Source organism: Armatimonadota bacterium (assembly GCA_018268395.1).
Taxonomy (GTDB): domain Bacteria; phylum Armatimonadota; class Fimbriimonadia; order Fimbriimonadales; family Fimbriimonadaceae; genus JAEURO01.
Genome location: JAFDWQ010000006.1, coordinates 1 through 17,303, shown reverse-complemented (window position 1 = coordinate 17,303; position 17,303 = coordinate 1). Strand labels below are relative to the sequence as shown.

Sequence of the window (17,303 nt, the reverse complement as noted above, 5' to 3'; positions counted from 1 at the left end):
CCGACCGTATCGGGGCCCGGCGACGGCGGTCAGCGTCGACGGCGAGCCGCAAGCCCCGCGACCGCGACGGCGAAGAGACCGGCCGTCATCGGATCCGGAACGACGTCGAACCCGGGATCGTTCGAGAACTCGACCATGTGCTCGTCGCCGTGGTGGAAGCCCGCGATCACGCCACCGGGTGTCCGGTAATGACCGTTGGCCGTCCAACCTTGTGGCGTGTAGGACGAATGGAGCCTGGTGACAGGGACACCTGTGTCCAAAGGAACGTCCCACCAGCCGGGATCGAACTCCCAACCCCACTCCATGTTCTCGGCGGCCGTGTCCGGCCCGCCCCGGACGTACCAGGTCGTCGTGACCGCCGCGTCGGGCCCGACGTTTTCGACGGTCATGGACAAACGGACGGTTTCGCCCGTCGAAACGGACGCTTTGTCGAGCGATCCGCTCACCGAGAGGTCGAGCCTCGGGCGGACGTCGAGCCGGTAGTCCCAAGTCGCTAAGACGTCCATCGAAGCGTCCGTTTGCCCCCCAAGGACCTCAAGCGTGAAGTCGTAGACGCCGACAGGCACGTTGGGGTCGACGGAGCCAAAGTGGGTGGCGGCGGTGAAGTACGTCTGTACCTGGCCCGAAACGAGCGTCCCGAGCGGATTGCCGTTGAACGATCCGACCTCTTCGAGCCCGATCGCGCCGTTCCAGTTCCGGCCAGGTGTGACCGCGAACCGGTTGATGTAGAAGTCCGGGTCGGACGCCTCTTTGAGGAGCGTTCCCCCGAAGTTGGCTTGCGAATAGTACAAGTTCGAAACGTCGAGCAACCCGCTTCGGATCGAATCGCCTTGGTACCACTGTTGGGCCGTAGCCCACGGAGCGAGTCCGCAAAGGACAGCCCCGCATACGAGTCCTCTCGCCTTGTTCATGTCCGTTTCCTTCCTCGCGCAAAGGGGTGCGCGGGCTTTACGGGCTTGGGCGGCCCTCGGTGCCGAACGGGTCGACGCGACTTTCGCACCAGGCCCTTCTGAGTGTCCCTCGTTCAGGGTCGCTCGACAAGTCGGGCTTACGGTGTCCTCGAATCGTCGGACACGAGCTGACGCACGACTTTCAGCGGGACGACTGACCGCGCTGGATCAAAACGGCGAGCAGGATGATGACGCCTTTGACGAAGCCCTGCCAATACGGTGAGACCCCGCTCGTGACGAGCATGTTGGTGATGATCCCTAAGATCAAGACCCCGACGACGGTGCCCCAAACACGGCCGTATCCGCCCGCCATCGTCGTCCCTCCGATAGCGACGGCCGCGATGGCGTCCAGTTCGTAGTAGAGCCCGACCTGGGCCGAAGCGACCGAGTTCATCCGACCGGCGAGCCCGATGGCCGCGATGCCGGCGAACAGACCGAGCAACACGTAAGTGCCCAGTTTGACCGCAGGCGTCCGGATCCCGGCGAGGTAAGCGGCTTCCTCATTGGCGCCGACCGCGATGACGTTCCGGCCAAAGACGGTTCTCGAAAGGAGGAGGCCGCCGGCCACGGAGACGAGGATGAAGGCCAAGATCGGCCAATTGAACTCGAGGGGTTGACCTTGAGCGTTCGTCAAAAACGGGATCTTTGGACCGGTCTGGCCGATCGCGGGAAGGACCGTCGGGCTTTGAGAACGGATCTCACCGCCGTCGGCGAGGACCAACGCGAGGGACCGGTACCCCACCAGTCCGCCGAGGGTCGCGATGAACGGAGTCACGCGCCCGACGGTGACGAGGAGGCCGTTGACGAGGCCCCCGACCGTCGCCGCGACGATGCAGACGACGACCGCCAGAGCGACCGCCGCTCCTTCCGGACGACCACCCGTTACGGCGTCGTTCATCACTTTGACTCCGAGGCACGCGGCGACGGCCATCAGGCTCCCGACCGAAAGGTCGATGCCGCCGGCGATGATGACCATCGTCATGCCAACAGCGACCATTCCGACGGCCGCGTTCTGGTTCAGGAGGTTCCGAAGGTTCTCGGGACGGAGGAACAGGTCGGGTTGCCAGACCGAATTGAAGACGACGAGGGCGGCGAACGCTACGAGGACGCCGTACTTCTGCAAGAACGGGCCAAGTCCCTTCACCGATCCTCCCAGACGCGCATGGAACGCTGTTCTACCAAATCGCCGTCTCCCTTTGCCGAGCCCCGGTCTTGGACGGCCATACTCGGGCCATGCGTCCGCTCTGGACCTCTCTCGGCCTTGCCCCGTTCGTGATAGGCTCGGCCGTGGCCCAACCGATCGATCCGTTGCTGACGCGACATTTGAGTTGGCGGTGCATCGGCCCCCATCGGGGGGGCCGGACGGTCGGTGCAGTCGGTGTTCCGGGAAAGCCGAACGAGTTTCTGATCGGGGTCAATAACGGTGGGGTCTGGAAGACCACGGACTACGGTCGGACATGGGTTCCGGTCTTCGACGACCAGCCGACGGGTTCGGTCGGTTGGGTCTCGGTCGCCCCTTCGGACGGCGACACGGTCTATGTCGGCTGCGGTGAAGGCCTTCAACGTCCGGACCTCAGCGTCGGGGACGGCGTTTACAAAAGCAAGGACGGCGGTCGGACGTGGGTCCACGTCGGGTTGAGGGACGTCCAGCAGATCGCCTGCATGGCGGTCGACCCCCGGAGCGCCGATACCGTGTACGTCGCAGCCTTAGGACACCCCTATGGTCCGAACGCGGAGCGGGGCCTCTACAAGACCACGGACGGGGGCTCGACATGGCGCAAGGTCCTCGGCCCTGACGCCGAGACCGGGGCCGCCCAAGTCGTGATCGACCCGAAACGTCCGGACACGGTCTACTGCGCCCTTTGGGCCGGGCGGCAGGGCCCTTGGGAGAACGGTCGATGGCAAGGCCCGAAGAGCGGTCTGTACAAGTCGACCGACGGTGGCGAGACCTGGAACCCGGTGATGAACGGCATGCCGACGATCGCCCAAGGTCTGGGCAGGATCGGGATCGGTGTCGCGCCGTCCGATCCCGACCGCATCTATGCCACCGTCGACGCGCGCGAGAAAGGCGGCGTCTACAGGTCCGACGACGCCGGCCGTACGTGGAAACTCTTGGACGAGGACCACCGGCTTTGGGGTCGGGGCGACGATTTTGCCGAGATCAAGGTGGACCCGCTGAACGCGGACACGGTCTACTGTGCGAACACGGCGGCTTATAAGAGCACGGACGGCGGGCACACGTGGACGTGTTGGAAGGGCGCACCTGGGGGCGACGACTACCACACGGTCTGGATCGACCCCGTCAATCCACAGACCGTGCTCATGGCGAGCGACCAAGGGGCGACGATCACGGTCAACGGAGGTGCGACATGGAGCAGTTGGTACAACCAGCCGACCGCCCAGTTCTATCACGTCTCGACGGACGACCAGTGGCCGTACATGGTCTACGGCGGGCAGCAGGAGAGCGGTTCGGTCGGAATCCGCTCTCGCGGCGACGACGGCCAGGTGACGTTCCGCGAATGGCATCCCGTCGGGGTCGAGGAGTACGGCTACGTCGCGGTGGACCCGACCGATCCCGACATCGTCTTCGGGGGCAAGATCACGAAGTTCGACAAGCGGACCGGGCAAGTCCAGAACGTTTCGCCCGAAGCCGTCCGCTCGGGCAAGTACCGTTTCCTTCGGACGGCGCCGGTCTTGTTCTCGCCCGTCGACAAGAAACTCCTGTACTTTGCGGGAAACGTCCTGTTCGCTTCGACAGACCGTGGCGGAAGCTGGAAGGTCCTGTCTTCCGACCTGAGCCGGGAGAAGCCCGACGTGCCGTCGAGTTTTCAGACCGATGGGCGGCCGATGGCCGAACCCGGCCGACGAGGGGTCGTTTACTCGGTCGGCCCGAGCCACTTTACGACGGACACGGTCTGGTGCGGAACGGACGACGGGCTGGTTTGGGTGACCCAGAACGGTGGCAAGGACTGGAAGGACGTCACGCCTCCGGGCCTGACGTCGTGGAGCAAGGTCAGTCAGATCGACGCCGGCCACTTCGACGACGCCACGGCCTATGTCGCGGTCAACCGGATCCGGTGTGACGACCCCAAGCCTTACGTGTACGTCACCCACGACTATGGCCGCACCTGGAAGCTCGCCGTTTCCGGTTTGCCGGACGATCCGGTCAACGCCGTCCGCGAAGACCCTTCATGCCCGGGGCTGCTTTATGCGGCGACCGAGCGAATGGTCCACGTGTCGCTTGACGACGGCGCAAACTGGTCGCCGTTGCGGCTCAACATGCCGTGCACGTCGGTCCGCGACCTGGTCGTCCATGACGACGACCTGGTCATCGGGACGCACGGCCGGTCTTTCTGGATCTTGGACAACGTCTCATCGCTGCGGTCCGTCTGCAAGGACCGGCCATCGTCCAGTGCGCTCTTGTTCCCGCCTCAGCTCGCGACACGCGTCCGATGGAACATGAACACGGACACGCCGTTGCCCCCTGAGGAACCCGGCGGGAAGAACCCGCCGGACGGGGCGATCCTCGACTACTGGCTGCCGGCCGATGCGAAATCGGTCGTGATCGAAGTCTTGGACGGCGATCTCCATGTCGTCCGCCGTTACTCGAGCGACGACGTTCCGTTCCGCATCGATCCGAAGACCGTTCCCTCACCGACGTATTGGCTCCGAGAGCCCAAATCGGTCGGGACGACGAAGGGCGCCCACCGGTGGCTTTGGGACATGCGGCGCGACCCCTTGACGGTGGGAGGCGGCGTTCCCATGACCGCGGTCCTGCGCGACACGCCGTTCGGGGCGACGGGGCCGTGGGCTCCGATCGGGACGTACACGGTCAGATTGACGGTCGACGGGGCGTCGGTCGAGCAGCCGCTGACCCTGCGTCTTGACCCACGCGTCACGACGTCCCCAGAGGGGCTGACGGTCCAATCGGAGATGCTGACGACGACCTATAGGATCCTCAAGACCGTAGCCGCCTGGCGGAACGAGCTCCAAACGCTCGGACAAGCGCTGAAGTCAAGCTCTAAGGCAGAAGACGTCGCCCGCCTCAAGTCGATCGAACAGGCCCTCGGCGGCACAGGCCCTGGCCCGTCGATCCCGTCCCTGGAGCTGGGGTGCCGGACCGTGATGAGCGAAGCCGACGAGTCCGACATGTCGCCGACGGAAGCCGTCCGAAAGTTGTTCGACACCTGTTTGACCCAATACCTGGAGCTTGAAAAGACGATGAAGAACCTCCGGGGCTGAACCGCTTGTGGGGACGGACGCCTATCGCTTCCGTTTCTGTCCCCAAAAACAACCTCGCCGGTCGGGTCTGTTAATGGTCCCTCGCACCTTGTGCGGTCAAGGTGCCCTGCCAGACTTGGACTAAGGACACGACGGACCGTAAGGGAGTTATTTGTGACGAACCTCGACTTCGCAGAACAAGCGACCCTGGCACCCATCGCCGATATCGCCGCATGGGCCGGGTTGGAGCCGGACGACTACGACGCACTCGGGAAGAAGAAGGCCAAGCTGACGTCCCGCGGCGTCGACCGACTGACGGCGGCCGAAGCGAAAGGACGGTTGATCCTTGTCTCGGCCGTCACCCCGACGTCGGCCGGTGAAGGCAAGACGACCGTATCGGTCGGCCTGGCACAGGGCCTGAACCAGATCGGCCGAAGGGCGATGCCCGCCCTTCGAGAGCCCGCCTTGGGGCCCTTGTTCGGGGTGAAAGGCGGCGCGACCGGTGGCGGACGAAGTCAGGTCCTCCCCATGGAAGAGATCAACCTCTTCTTCACGGGCGATTTCCCGGCGATCACAGCCGCGCACAATTTGTTGTCGACGATCCTTGACCTGTCGCTGCACCAAAAGAACCCGCACGGTCTCGACCTGCAATCCATTTGGTGGCCTCGGACGATCGACATGGTCGACCGCTCGCTACGAGAGGTCATCGTCGGACTTGGTAAGGGCAACGGCCCGGTCCGGACCGACGGCTTCGTGATCACGCCTGCAAGCGAGGTCATGGCCATCCTCTGCCTGTCGTCTTCGCTCCACGACTTGAAGGAGCGCCTCGCACGGATCGTCGTCGGCATCAGCGTCGAGGGCAAGCCCGTCACAGCGGGCGACCTCGGTGCCGCCGCGCCGATGGCGGCGTTGCTCAAGGACGCCGTCCGTCCGAACCTGGCCCAGACCATGGAAGGCGGAGCAGCCTTCATCCACGGCGGTCCGTTCGGCAACATCGCGCACGGCTGTTCGTCCGTGCTCGGTACGCAGTGCGGCCTGAGGACGGCCGACTACCTGGTCACCGAAGGGGGTTTCGGCTCGGATCTTGGTGGGGAAAAATTCCTGAACATCGTCTGTCCGCAACTCGGGCAAGGGCCTGATGCGATCGTGCTCGTGGCGACCGTCCGGGCCCTGAAGCACCATGGTGCCGGCGAGTTGGAAAAGGGATGCGGCAACTTGGGACGACACATCGACCACTTGACGTCGTACGGGCCACCCGTCGTCGTGGCGGTCAACAAGTTTGCGGACGACACGGACGAAGAACTGGCGACGGTCCGCCGGTACGCGGAGTCCCGCGGCCTCCGGGCCGTCGTCTGTGACCCGTGGAACTCGGGCGGGCCAGGCTGTACCGATCTGGCCAACGTGGTCGCTGAAGAAGCCGAAAAGCCCTCTGCGTTCCACAACGTGTACGAGCGGACCGATCCGTTCTTGACAAAGCTCGAAAAGCTCGTGAAGAAGGTCTATGGCGGCGACGGCGTCAAGCTCGCTCCGGCAGCCCGGAAACAACTGGAATGGGCCCAGGCCAACGGGCTCGGAGACCTCCCGGTCTGCGTCGCCAAGACGCAGTCCAGCCTGAGCGACGACCCTAAGAAGATCAACGCTCCGACAGGGTTCGACCTGACGGTGAGGGAGATCCGCGTTTCGGCCGGCGCAGGTTTCTTGGTCGCGGTGTCGGGAGACATCATGCTCATGCCAGGAATGGGGTCGACCCCCGCCGCCTTCCGGATCAGCGTCGACGACGACGGAGGATTCCGGGGACTGAACTAGAGGAGCGCCAATGGCCACGGTTCGCTTGACGATCGACGGGAAGGCGGTCGAAGTCCACGAGGGCGGCTCGGCCCTGGACGCCCTTCGGGCTGCGGGTTTAGAGGTCCCGACCGCATGCCACGATCCGCGTCTCAAGCCGACGGGCTCTTGCCGCTTCTGTCTGGTCGGGCTCAAGGGCTCCTCACGACCGGTGACGGCCTGCGCGCTGCCTGCGACGGAGGGGATGGAGATCTTCGTCGACACTCCGGAACTGAACGAAGCGCGGAAGGCGAACGTCGCGCTCTTGGCCAAGGAGTACCCGGCCGAATATGTCGAAGAGTTTCCTGAGAAGAGCTTCCACCATTGGGTGAAGCACTTTGGGCTGGACTGTGCCTCCCGAAACGGTCGGCTCATTCAAGACGTCGACTCCACGAACCCCTATTTCCGCTTCGATCCGGCGGCGTGCATCAAGTGCTTCCGTTGCGTCAGGATCTGCTCCGAAGTCCAGGGCTCTTTCGTTTGGAACGTCTTCGAGCGGAGCGGGGAGACGCACGTCGCGCCGGATTCGCTCGGGAGCTTGGTCGACAGTACGTGCAAGAGCTGTGGCGCCTGTGTCGACGCTTGTCCGACTGGCGCGCTCGTCGACAAGACGCGCGAGGAAGCGGGAGCGCCGACGGCTTGGACGCGGACGACGTGCCCCTATTGCGGGGTCGGATGCGAGCTCTCGGTGGGGACGAAAGACGAGCGTATCGTCCAAGTGCTGCCTGTGTTGGACGCGCCCGTCAACAAGGGGCACCTGTGCGTCAAGGGGCGGTACGCATACGGCTATGTTCACGCACCGGACCGCGTGACCTCCCCTATGGTCCGAAAGGAAGGGCGGCTCGTGCCCGTTTCGTGGCCAGAAGCCCTTCGGGCTGCCGCTGACGGCTTCCGCTCGGCGCTCGGCTCGTACGGGACGGGATCCGTCGGCGTGCTGGGATCGGCGCGCGCGACGAACGAGGACAACTATCTCAGCCAGAAATTCGCCCGGGTCGTGCTCGGGACGAACAACGTCGACTGCTGTGCCCGTGTGTGCCACGGCCCGACCGCCGCAGCGATGAAGGCGATGCTCGGAACGGGCGCCGCGACGAACTCGTACGACGATCTCGACCTTGCCACGACCGTCATGGTCGTCGGCAGCAATCCGCTCGAGAACCACCCGATCGTCGGCGACCGTATCCTGCAGGCGAAGCTCGCAGGCGCGAACCTCATCGTCATCGACCCGAGACGGACGGAGATCGCGCGCTACGCCGACATCCACCTGGCCCTTCGACCAGGGACGAACGTGCCTCTGCTCAACGCGATGGCCAACGTTATGGTCACCGAAGGGTTGACAGACCCTGGGTTCCTCGCGACGAGGGTCGACGAGGTCGAGGAATACGTTTCGTTCGTTCGCGACTGGACTCCGGAGCGGGCCGCTGAAATCTGCGGCGTCAAGGCCGACGACATCCGTGCGGCAGCGCGGACGTACGCCACGGCCAAGCCGTCCATGTGCTTCCACGGGCTCGGTGTCACCGAACACCTGCAGGGGACCGAAGGCGTCATGACGCTGGTCAACCTCGCCCTCTTGACAGGCAACATGGGGCGGCCCGGCTGCGGGATCAACCCGTTGAGAGGACAGAACAACGTTCAAGGGTCAGCCCACATGGGTTGTGAACCCGGCAGTCTGACGGGCTACGTTCCCATCGCGGGTGCCAAAGCGCTGTTCGAGCAGGTCTGGAACGCCGCGGTGCCTGACGAGCCGGGTATGAACCTGCTCCAGATGCTCGACGCGGCCGAGGAAGGCCGGTTCAAGGCGCTTTGGGTCATCGGTTACGACGTGTACTACACGAACCCCATTGCCGACCGCACCCGTCGTGCTTTCGAAGGGATGGAGATGGTGATTGTCCAAGACCTCTTCTTGAACGAAACGGCCAAGGAGTTCGCCCACGTCTTCCTCCCGGCATGCTCCTCGTTCGAGCACGACGGAACGTTCATGAACGCCGAGCGGCGCGTCCAGCGGGTCCGGAAGGCGATCGAACCGATCGGTGAATCGAAGGCGGACTGGGAGATCGTCCAACTGATGGCGGCGGAAATGGGCAAGCCGGAAGGGTTCACGTTCTCCAGCGTCGAGGAGGTTTGGGAGGAAGTCCGGAAGGTCTGGAAGCCGGGTGCAGGCATGGCATGGAGCCGCCTGGAACAGCAGGGACTCCAGTGGCCGTGCCCGACCGAAGACCACCCGGGGACAAGGATCCTCCATGCCGAAAGTTTCCCGATCGGCGTCAAAGCGGCCCTGAAAAGGATCGACTTCGTGCCGACTCCGGAGCAACCGGACGGTGAATACCCCTTCGTCCTCAACACCGGACGGACGCTCGTCCACTTCAATGCGGGAACGATGACCGCGCGGACGAAGAACAGCGAGATCCGGCCTTCGGACACTCTTGACATGAATCCGGTGGACGCCGCCCGGTTGGGCCTGCAAGACGGATCGCGCGCCAAGGTCCGTAGTCCTTACGGCGAAGCCGTCTTGCCGGTCCGGAGAGATCCGGGAGTCCGCGAAGGCGAACTTTTCGCGACGTTCCATACGGTCGAAGTCTTTATCAACCGTTTGACGAACCCGGTCCGAGACCGGGTGTTCGATACGCCGTCGTACAAAGTGACGGCGGTCGCGGTCGAGTCGGCGGACTAGCAGGCCTTCATCTTCCCGCGCTCGACGGGAACGCCGTCCTGTTTATCGGCATCAAGCCGTTTCGCGTCACGACCGGAAGGCGAAACGGTCACGAAGACGTTCTTGAACGCCGGGGTCTTGGACCGCCCGTCTGCGTCCTTCGGCACGAGCACGTTCGCTTCGGGGAAGTACATCAGCGCGCATCGGCGGGCGATGTCGAACGGACGCGCAAGGACGGGGCCGACCTGGCCCGTCGCGCTCGATACGTCCACCGGTTGGTCAGGGACCAAGCCGAGTGCTTCCATGTCGTCAGGGTGCATCAGGACGACGTCCCGCCTCTCTTGACCGCGATAAATGTCGGTCTCTTCGTAGACGACCGTATTGAACTGGCCTTCGCTCCGAACGGTCATAAGTGCAAGCTCCCGTTCACCAAGAGGTGGACGACGGGGAATGGGGGAAGTGATGAACCTGGCTCGTCCGTCGTCCGTCGCAAAACGAGAGACGTGCCGAATGCGTCCTTGGACCGTGAACTCCTGCCTCGATACGCCGATGTCGGCGATCGGACCCAGTTCCGGAACGAACTCGGCGACGAGCTTTCTTACGTCGTTGTGGTCGCGCAATGCCTCCCAATCGACCGTCCCGCCCCCGCCGAGTACGGCGGATCCGATGGACGCAAGCACGTCGGTTTCGCTCCGCGGGCCATGGAACCGGGACCGGCCGCCGTCGCTCAGACGGACATAAGAGAACATCGATTCCTGGGTCGTCGATTGCGGCTCCTCGTCGCGGGCGAGGACGGGCAGGACGACGGTCCTCTCCCCCAGGCCATGGACGTGGCCCGTGTTCAACGTCGTCGTCATGTAAACGAGGGTCCTGACCCGACCCAGGGCACCGCCGACGAAGGTCGCGTCCGGACTGGCGCCGTAGAGGTTTCCACCCAGGCACAGGCCGAAGTCGCTATCGCCTCGTGCCGCCGCTTCAAGGGCGGCGAGAGTATCGCGCCCTTCGTGCGACGGCGGGACGACGCCGAGTCGCTCGAGCGCGGCGAGGGCGGTCGCCGTCATGGCGGGCGTCACGCCGACTGTGCCCAAGCCCTGGACGTTGCTGTGACCGCGGATCGGAAGAAGCCCTGCTCCGGGTTTGCCGACCATCCCGCGTAACAAGGCCAGATTGACGATCCACTGGACGTTTTCGACGCCGTGGACATGGTGCGTGATCCCCATGGTCCAAGCGAAGACCGTCCGTTCTGACCCGGCATAGACCCGAGCGACTTCCTCGATCTCGTGGCGAGTCACGCCGCTCGCGGCTTCGATCTCGGACCAAGACAACGACTTGACCATGTGGTCGAATTCGTGAAAGCCGATCGTCGACGCGGTGATGAAACCGTCGTCCTTGGCTCCAAGGGCCAAGGTCGCTTTCGCCAGGCCTGCTAAGAAGGCGATGTCGCCACCGATCTTGACCTGAACGTAGTGCGAAGCGATCGGCGAGCCTTTGAGCATGCTGACGAGGTTCGACGGAATCTTGAAGGACTCCAAACCCACTTCGCGGACGGGGTTGACCACCACGACGTGTCCGCCGTTCTCGCGGATCCGCGCGAGGGTCGCCATGAAGCGCGGATGGTTCGAAGAGGGGTTGCCACCGATAAGGAACAGGAGGTCGGCCTCTTCGACGTCGTCGAGCGCGACCGTCGCCGTGCTCTGTCCGATCGACTCCTTGAGCCCCACCCCGCTCGCCTGGTGACAATAGAACGAGCAGTTGCTGACGTGGTTCGTGCCATAGGCACGGGCGAATAGTTGCAGGAGGAAACCCGCCTCGTTCGAACTGCGTCCGCTGCAATAGAAGAAGCTCCGTTCCGGGCGGCACTCGCGGAGCGCCCCGACCGTGACGGCGAGCGCCTCGTCCCAGGTCGCGCTTCGGAAGTGCGTGGCGCCAGGATCGAGGACGATAGGTCCGCACAACCTGCCGAGCGCCTCCAACTCGCGCGGAGAGAGACCGCGGAGCTGCTCGACGGAATACTCTTCGAAGAACCGGGGCTCGATCTTGCCGCGCATGTCCGCGACCATCGCCTGCATCGACTTCTTGCAGACTTCGGGGAAGTGCCCGGCCTCGTTCCGCATGCCGCCTTGCTGTCCGCCCATCCCCAAAGCGCAGGTCTTGCACGCGTTCTTCGAGTGCATCGCCTGCCACAGCCGCAAAGGGCCGACCTCCCCGGCTTTCTTCACGCTATAGCGGACGGCTTGCCATCCGCCCCCGCTGGTCGGCTTCTTCATGTCGGCCCGGGCATTGTACATTCCGTTGGAGACGATCCAGGTTTCTGGACCTTGGGCTATCCTCCGGCCGTGCTCGCTGCAGCTTTGACGACCGTCTTCCTCCCAGACGCGCGGACGTTCCAGACCTTTCAGGCCTCTGACTACGTCCGGACCGAACACCGGATCAAGGCCCGCGACGGCGTCGAGCTCTTCACCGTCACGTTCGCGCCGCGCAACGCGAACGGCCCGCTCCCTGTCCTGATGACGCGCACGCCTTACAATGCGGGATCCGAAGGCATCGGTTCGCCTTACCTCTCGGAGTTCGTCCGCGACGGGTACGTCTTCTGCTTCCAGGACGTCCGCGGCCACTATGGCTCAGGCGGCACCTTCGTCATGCAGCGCCCCATGCGGGACCCCCGGGTCAAGGGCGCGGTCGACGAGGCCACCGACGCCTACGACACCGTCGACTGGCTGGTCAAAAAACTCCCCGGCACGAACGGCAAAGTCGGCATGCTCGGGATCAGCTATGACGGCTGGACCGCGCTCGTCGCCGGGCTCGACCCCCATCCCGCCCTCAAAGCCGTCTCCCCCCAGGCCGCGCCCGTCGACATGTGGGAGAACGATGATTTCCACCGCAACGGCGCCTTCCGTCTCAGTTACGGATTCGAATATGCCTTCTCGATGGAGAGTCAGCGCGGGTTCACGCCTTTCGACTTCAAAGCCGCCGACATGTACGACTGGTACCTGCGCCTCGGCCCGCTCTCCAACGTCGATGGCCGCTACTTCAAGGGCCAGATCCCGACCTGGACCGACTTCGTCGAACACCCCGACCACGACCGCTATTGGCTGGACCGCAGTGCCGTCTCGTGGATGAAGAAGCCGAAAATCCCGTTCCTCTTCGTCGGCGGATGGTGGGACCAAGAAGACCCGATCGGCCCCTACACCGCCTATCACACGCTGAGCAAGAACGACCCGGACGGTCTCGTCCGACTCGCGCTTGGCCCGTGGAACCACGGCGGGTGGGCGGGCAAAGGCGACGTCCTTGGGCCGTTTTCCTTCGGATCCGATACTGGAGCGACGTTCCGGGCCGACGTCCAAAAGCCGTTCTTCGACCACTATCTTAAGGAGCAGGTGACGAAACTCGATCGGTGCACGGTCTTCCGCACCGGTGCGAACGCTTGGCAGAAGTACGATCAGTGGCCGCCTAAGAAGAAGGACAGGAACGCGACGCTCTACCTCCAATCGGGCGGGCTTGCTCTCTTCGACCCTCCAAAGACAGGCGGCTATGACGAGTTCGTCTCCGATCCGGCCAAGCCCGTCCCCTATCGCACCCGTCCCATCGAACCGCACTACGCCAACGGCAGCAGGTGGTGGAGCTGGATGGTCGAGGACCAGCGCTTCGTCGACGGCCGTCCCGACGTCCTCACGTGGCTAACGGAGCCGCTGAAGGATCCCGTTACGCTCACAGGCGACGCTTTCGCCCGCCTCTTCGCCTCGACGAGCGGCACCGACTCCGACTGGATCGTGAAGCTCATCGACGTTTATCCCGACACCGTCAAGGGCCAACCCAAGCTCGGTGGCTACCAGTTGATGGTGCGCTCCGAAGTCGTCCGCGCTCGCTACCGCAACGGCGGCGCCAAAGCCGTCCCCGTGCCGGCAGGGAAGCCCTTAAAGTACGACGTCGACCTCCACTGGATCGACCACACCTTCGCCAGGGGCCACCGCATCATGGTGCAAGTCCAGTCCACATGGTTCCCCTTGATCGACCGTAACCCGCAGACGTTCGTGCCGAACATCTTTAAGGCTAAGCCTACGGACTTCCACAAAGCGACGCAACGGGTCTTCCAAAGTAAGGCCATGCCCTCGCGCATCGAGGTGGCCTCGGGCTGACCCTTTGGTCTCGCACTGCGGGCACCCTTCCGAACCTGATTACGCTGACCCCTGAAGTAAGGTCTTAGGGAAGGTTCCTTACTCTTGTATTGCTACCTTGGTCGAACATCGGTGTCGAAGTAAAACGATAGCTGTTGTCCAAAACATAGGTATCGACCGCGTCTTGGATCCAGATGCCGTTCACCGCTCCGCTGATCGTGTTGCCTTCGATGCGCGTGTAACGAGGTGTCCCAGACTTGAATCCTCCGATTACGATGGCGTTATAGTCGTTCAGCCCCAAGTGTTGGTCGAACTTGTTGCCAACGATACGGCAGTCGGTGACCTGACCGTCGACGTAGATGCTGGCTCTAAAGCTTGAAGCGCCGTCTCGCGGATAAAAGAGGTTGTGGTGGATCACGGACTCGGAGCAGTTCCAAGCTTCGATCCCAGGAGAGACCGTATCGAAGTGGCAGTCGGCCACGAAAAGTCCAGGTCTGGGATGTGCCGTGTCCCAGACGACACCCTTATGCCCTATCGTGACGCACTCGGAGAACACGACCCCTTCGACTTCGCCGATGACATGGAGACTGGCGGCTGTTCCGGCAAACGTGCAGTTGTTGACGAGGTGCGTGGTGACTCCCCCGTCACCACCGATCGTGATCCCTGTCATGCTAGGAAGGGCGCCGCCTTCCTTGCCCCTGAAATCGCAATCACGGACCGTGGTGTCCCTCATGTTTGTCATGCTAATGCCGTTCGACCAGTACGCTCCGTCGACGTCCTGGGTGAAATGGCAATTGGAGACGAGCACACTCTTTCCAATATTTCCGGCCCCGACGCTGGACTCGATGGTCAGCCCGGAGCCGCCGTCTGGCGTCTTGGTAGCGAACGTCATTCCTGTGACCGTCGCCGTAAGGCGCGTCCGACCACCTTCGGGGCCGAAACTGCAACGCAACCCTCCTTGTGTCGCAGTCCAGACCAAACGCGTGACTTGTGGCCCTTCGCCGACGAAGTTTGCCGACGACGTCACCACAATTTGGGACGCGATCAAGTAAGTCCCTCTGGGCACGAAGAGCGTTCCCCCTCCGGCGGCGTTCAGGGCGCCTGCGGCTGCCATGAAAGCCGAAGTATCGTCTGTCAGGCCGTCGCCCTTAGCTCCGAAAGAACTGACGTTGAAGTACGACGTTACCGACGTGGCCCTGGACTGACGCGAACCGTCTTGGAATCGGACGCCTTGGGCGCCCGTCACAAGTTCGTTCGCAATCAGCGTTCCGGAAAGGTGGGCGTTTCCCTGATCCGTCAACCCTGGAGTCGAAGTTTGCAGGCGTACGAAGGCCGGGAGCGTGCTCTGAAGTTGTGTCCACCCCGGACGCGAGGTCAGGGCCAAAAGGCAAAGGCCGACCGACACGGTGATCAGCGTGGTGGACGGTTGTCGGAATCGCGACTTCTCATGCATACAGCGTGAGGATACACCTCGACACTTTCGAGATTGAAGTGTAGAGAGGAATCTCGTTGTGGTGGAGAACGAATGCTGGTTCTTCCCGCAGCCCAGCGGACTCATCCTCCTCCCTCTCCGATTCAAGACGAGGGCACTCGACAAAAGTGGGTTCCGGACTTATCATGCATTTTCGATCCCTGGTCACACTTCCTTCGTCCCCATAACCGTTCCTGGCCGGGAAGACCGCATCACAATCAACCCGTGCGCACGTATCGGCTGGAAACGGAGACGCTCGTCCCCGCGCCCCTCGACGACGTTTTCGACTTCTTCAGTCGGGCCGAAAACCTGGAAGCCATCACGCCCGAGTTCCTGCGCTTCAAGATCCTGACGCCGCTGCCCATCGAGATGAAGCCGGGCGCGTTGATCGAGTACCGGCTCCGGCTCTTCGGGCTGCCCGTCCGGTGGGTGACGAAGATCACGGTCTGGGAGCCGGGCGTCCGGTTCGTCGACGTCCAGCTAAACGGCCCTTACGCGAAGTGGGAGCACGAACACCGGTTCGCCGCAGAGGGGGACGCGACGAGGATGTGGGACACGGTCGACTACGCGTTGCCTGGCGGGCCGTTCGGGCCCCTCGCCCACGCGATGTTCGTGCGGCGACAGGTCGGGTCGATCTTCTCGCACCGGGGAGAAGTCATCCGCCGGCGGTTCGGAGACGGCTGAACCCCCGTTCCGGGCGTCGCACGAACGCTTGGCAACCCTTTCGCGACCTTCTCGCGCTTTGCATGAAACCTGTGCCTTGCGCCTTGGCGTGAAACCTTTTGCGATGCGGAGATTTGCGCCACAATAACACCGTGACCGCGATCCTCGCCGCCGCCATCGTCCTTCTGCCCGACAACGCCCTCTCCGCCGCCGAAAAGCGCGCCGGATGGCAACTGATGTTCGACGGCAAGACGACCAAGGGCTGGAAGAACTTCAAGTCGACCACCCTCAACAAGGGTTGGCAGGCCAAGGACGGAACCCTCGCCGTCGTCGACGAGAACAACGCGGGCGACATCGTCTCGGACGGCAAGTACGACTGGTTCGAACTGAGCCTGGATTTCATGCTCGGCCCCGGCCAGAACAGCGGCGTCATGTTCCGCGTCGCCGACAGCGGGGAAGCGACATGGCACAGCGGCCCCGAGGTCCAGCTCTACGACCACAAGATGGAGGCGGGCACCCAGATCACGGGCTTCCTCTACGAGCTCTATCCCTCGAAAGTCGACGCGGCCAAGCCGGGCGGGCAGTGGAACCACCTCCGCATGCTCGTCTCGCCAAAGAGCTGCGTCACCGAAGTCAACGGCGTGAAGTACTACGAGTACGTCATCGACAGCCCCGACTTCTGGTCGCGCGTCGCCAAGAGCAAGTTCAACGCCTTTCCCGGCTTCGCCAAGACCAAGAAGGGCCGCATCGCGATCCAGGGCGACCACGGCGTCGTCTCGTTCAAGAACATGAAGATCCGTCCGATCAAGGCGTAGCCCATGGCCGTTCGGGCCGGGATCTGGCCGCTCGCCGTTACCCTCTTCGGAGTGACGATAACGGGCTGCGCACCGAAAAACGAGGCGTCGACGGACGGACAAGGGCCCCAAGCGAGGTCGATGAACGGGCTGCCAAGCCAAGACGGTCTGGTCAAGACTCCGGCCGCGCCGGACTTCCAGAAGGCGCTCGTCGGCACCTGGTCGGGCACAGTCTCCGGCCGACAGGTCGAGGTGACGTTCGCACCGGGTCGCGAAGGCCACCTCGATTACCGTACGAAGCGCGGACTTCCCGGGTTCAGCGACGGATATTTCGAGGAGACGGGCTTTGCCGAGATCGAGAAGGGACGGATCACTTGGGTGCCGAGCGAGTTGACCGACCACCCCAAGGACGGCAGCCGCACGGAGTCCGCCCGCTACCGCGACTGGCGGAAGAAGATGGACGAAGGCGCCTGGAAGCCGTTCCCGCCGTACATCACATCGATCGGTGCATCGCGGCTCGTGCTGAAAGACCATCTCGGCCAAGAGACCGCGTACCGTCGGCTTCACTGAGCGACAGACCTCGTTCGGCGAATCGTCCGCCGATGTCGGGGAACGGTC

11 protein-coding genes are annotated in these 17,303 nt (G+C 63.6%); 7 read left to right on the top strand and 4 right to left on the bottom strand.

Annotated features, from left to right (window positions below; genetic code table 11):
- Positions 1-29 precede the first annotated feature (29 nt).
- Positions 30-911 (bottom strand): hypothetical protein, encoded by an 882-nt coding sequence (locus JST30_11695; protein ID MBS1714987.1) that lies wholly within the window; start codon positions 909-911, stop codon positions 30-32.
- A gap of 181 nt (positions 912-1,092) precedes the next feature.
- On the bottom strand, positions 1,093-2,094 hold the full coding sequence (locus JST30_11690; protein MBS1714986.1) for an ABC transporter permease: 1,002 nt from the start codon (positions 2,092-2,094) through the stop codon (positions 1,093-1,095).
- Between the two features lie 89 nt (positions 2,095-2,183).
- Between JST30_11690 and JST30_11685 the strand changes: the two genes are divergently transcribed.
- From JST30_11685 to fdhF, 3 genes are all read left to right on the top strand, one after another.
- Complete coding sequence (locus tag JST30_11685) at positions 2,184-5,192, top strand: glycoside hydrolase (GenBank protein MBS1714985.1); 3,009 nt, start codon at positions 2,184-2,186, stop codon at positions 5,190-5,192.
- A 153-nt stretch (positions 5,193-5,345) separates the two neighbouring features.
- The gene (locus JST30_11680) at positions 5,346-6,977 is read left to right on the top strand and encodes a formate--tetrahydrofolate ligase (GenBank protein ID MBS1714984.1); all 1,632 of its coding nucleotides are present in this window, start codon (positions 5,346-5,348) and stop codon (positions 6,975-6,977) included.
- 10 nt (positions 6,978-6,987) lie between these two features.
- A complete protein-coding gene (gene fdhF, locus JST30_11675; protein MBS1714983.1) occupies positions 6,988-9,663 on the top strand; it encodes a formate dehydrogenase subunit alpha in 2,676 nt (891 codons plus the stop codon).
- On the opposite strand, the gene JST30_11670 is transcribed toward fdhF, so the two are convergent.
- A complete protein-coding gene (locus JST30_11670) occupies positions 9,660-11,909 on the bottom strand; it encodes an FdhF/YdeP family oxidoreductase (GenBank protein ID MBS1714982.1) in 2,250 nt (749 codons plus the stop codon). The genes fdhF and JST30_11670 overlap by 4 nt on opposite strands.
- Before the next feature lie 84 nt (positions 11,910-11,993).
- Here JST30_11670 and JST30_11665 point away from each other — a divergent pair, with 84 nt between their 5' ends.
- Entirely contained in the window at positions 11,994-13,778 is a 1,785-nt protein-coding gene (locus tag JST30_11665) for a CocE/NonD family hydrolase (protein ID MBS1714981.1), read from the top strand.
- Between the two features lie 64 nt (positions 13,779-13,842).
- Here the strand turns inward: JST30_11665 and JST30_11660 are convergent, their stop codons facing one another.
- The gene (locus tag JST30_11660) at positions 13,843-15,057 is read right to left on the bottom strand and encodes a right-handed parallel beta-helix repeat-containing protein (protein MBS1714980.1); all 1,215 of its coding nucleotides are present in this window, start codon (positions 15,055-15,057) and stop codon (positions 13,843-13,845) included.
- A gap of 225 nt (positions 15,058-15,282) precedes the next feature.
- Here JST30_11660 and JST30_11655 point away from each other — a divergent pair, with 225 nt between their 5' ends.
- From JST30_11655 to JST30_11645, 3 genes are all read left to right on the top strand, one after another.
- Entirely contained in the window at positions 15,283-15,912 is a 630-nt protein-coding gene (locus tag JST30_11655; GenBank protein ID MBS1714979.1) for an SRPBCC family protein, read from the top strand.
- Positions 15,913-16,043: 131 nt separating this feature from the next.
- Entirely contained in the window at positions 16,044-16,706 is a 663-nt protein-coding gene (locus JST30_11650; GenBank protein ID MBS1714978.1) for a DUF1080 domain-containing protein, read from the top strand.
- A 3-nt stretch (positions 16,707-16,709) separates the two neighbouring features.
- The gene (locus tag JST30_11645; protein MBS1714977.1) at positions 16,710-17,255 is read left to right on the top strand and encodes a hypothetical protein; all 546 of its coding nucleotides are present in this window, start codon (positions 16,710-16,712) and stop codon (positions 17,253-17,255) included.
- Positions 17,256-17,303 lie beyond the last annotated feature (48 nt).

Coding starts and splice junctions, on each gene's coding strand:
- JST30_11695 (MBS1714987.1), bottom strand. CDS start 911: ATGAACAAGGCGAGAGGACTCGTATGCGGGGCTGTCCTTTGCGGACTC.
- JST30_11685 (MBS1714985.1), top strand. CDS start 2,184: ATGCGTCCGCTCTGGACCTCTCTCGGCCTTGCCCCGTTCGTGATAGGC.
- fdhF (MBS1714983.1), top strand. CDS start 6,988: ATGGCCACGGTTCGCTTGACGATCGACGGGAAGGCGGTCGAAGTCCAC.
- JST30_11670 (MBS1714982.1), bottom strand. CDS start 11,909: ATGAAGAAGCCGACCAGCGGGGGCGGATGGCAAGCCGTCCGCTATAGC.
- JST30_11655 (MBS1714979.1), top strand. CDS start 15,283: ATGCTGGTTCTTCCCGCAGCCCAGCGGACTCATCCTCCTCCCTCTCCG.
- JST30_11645 (MBS1714977.1), top strand. CDS start 16,710: ATGGCCGTTCGGGCCGGGATCTGGCCGCTCGCCGTTACCCTCTTCGGA.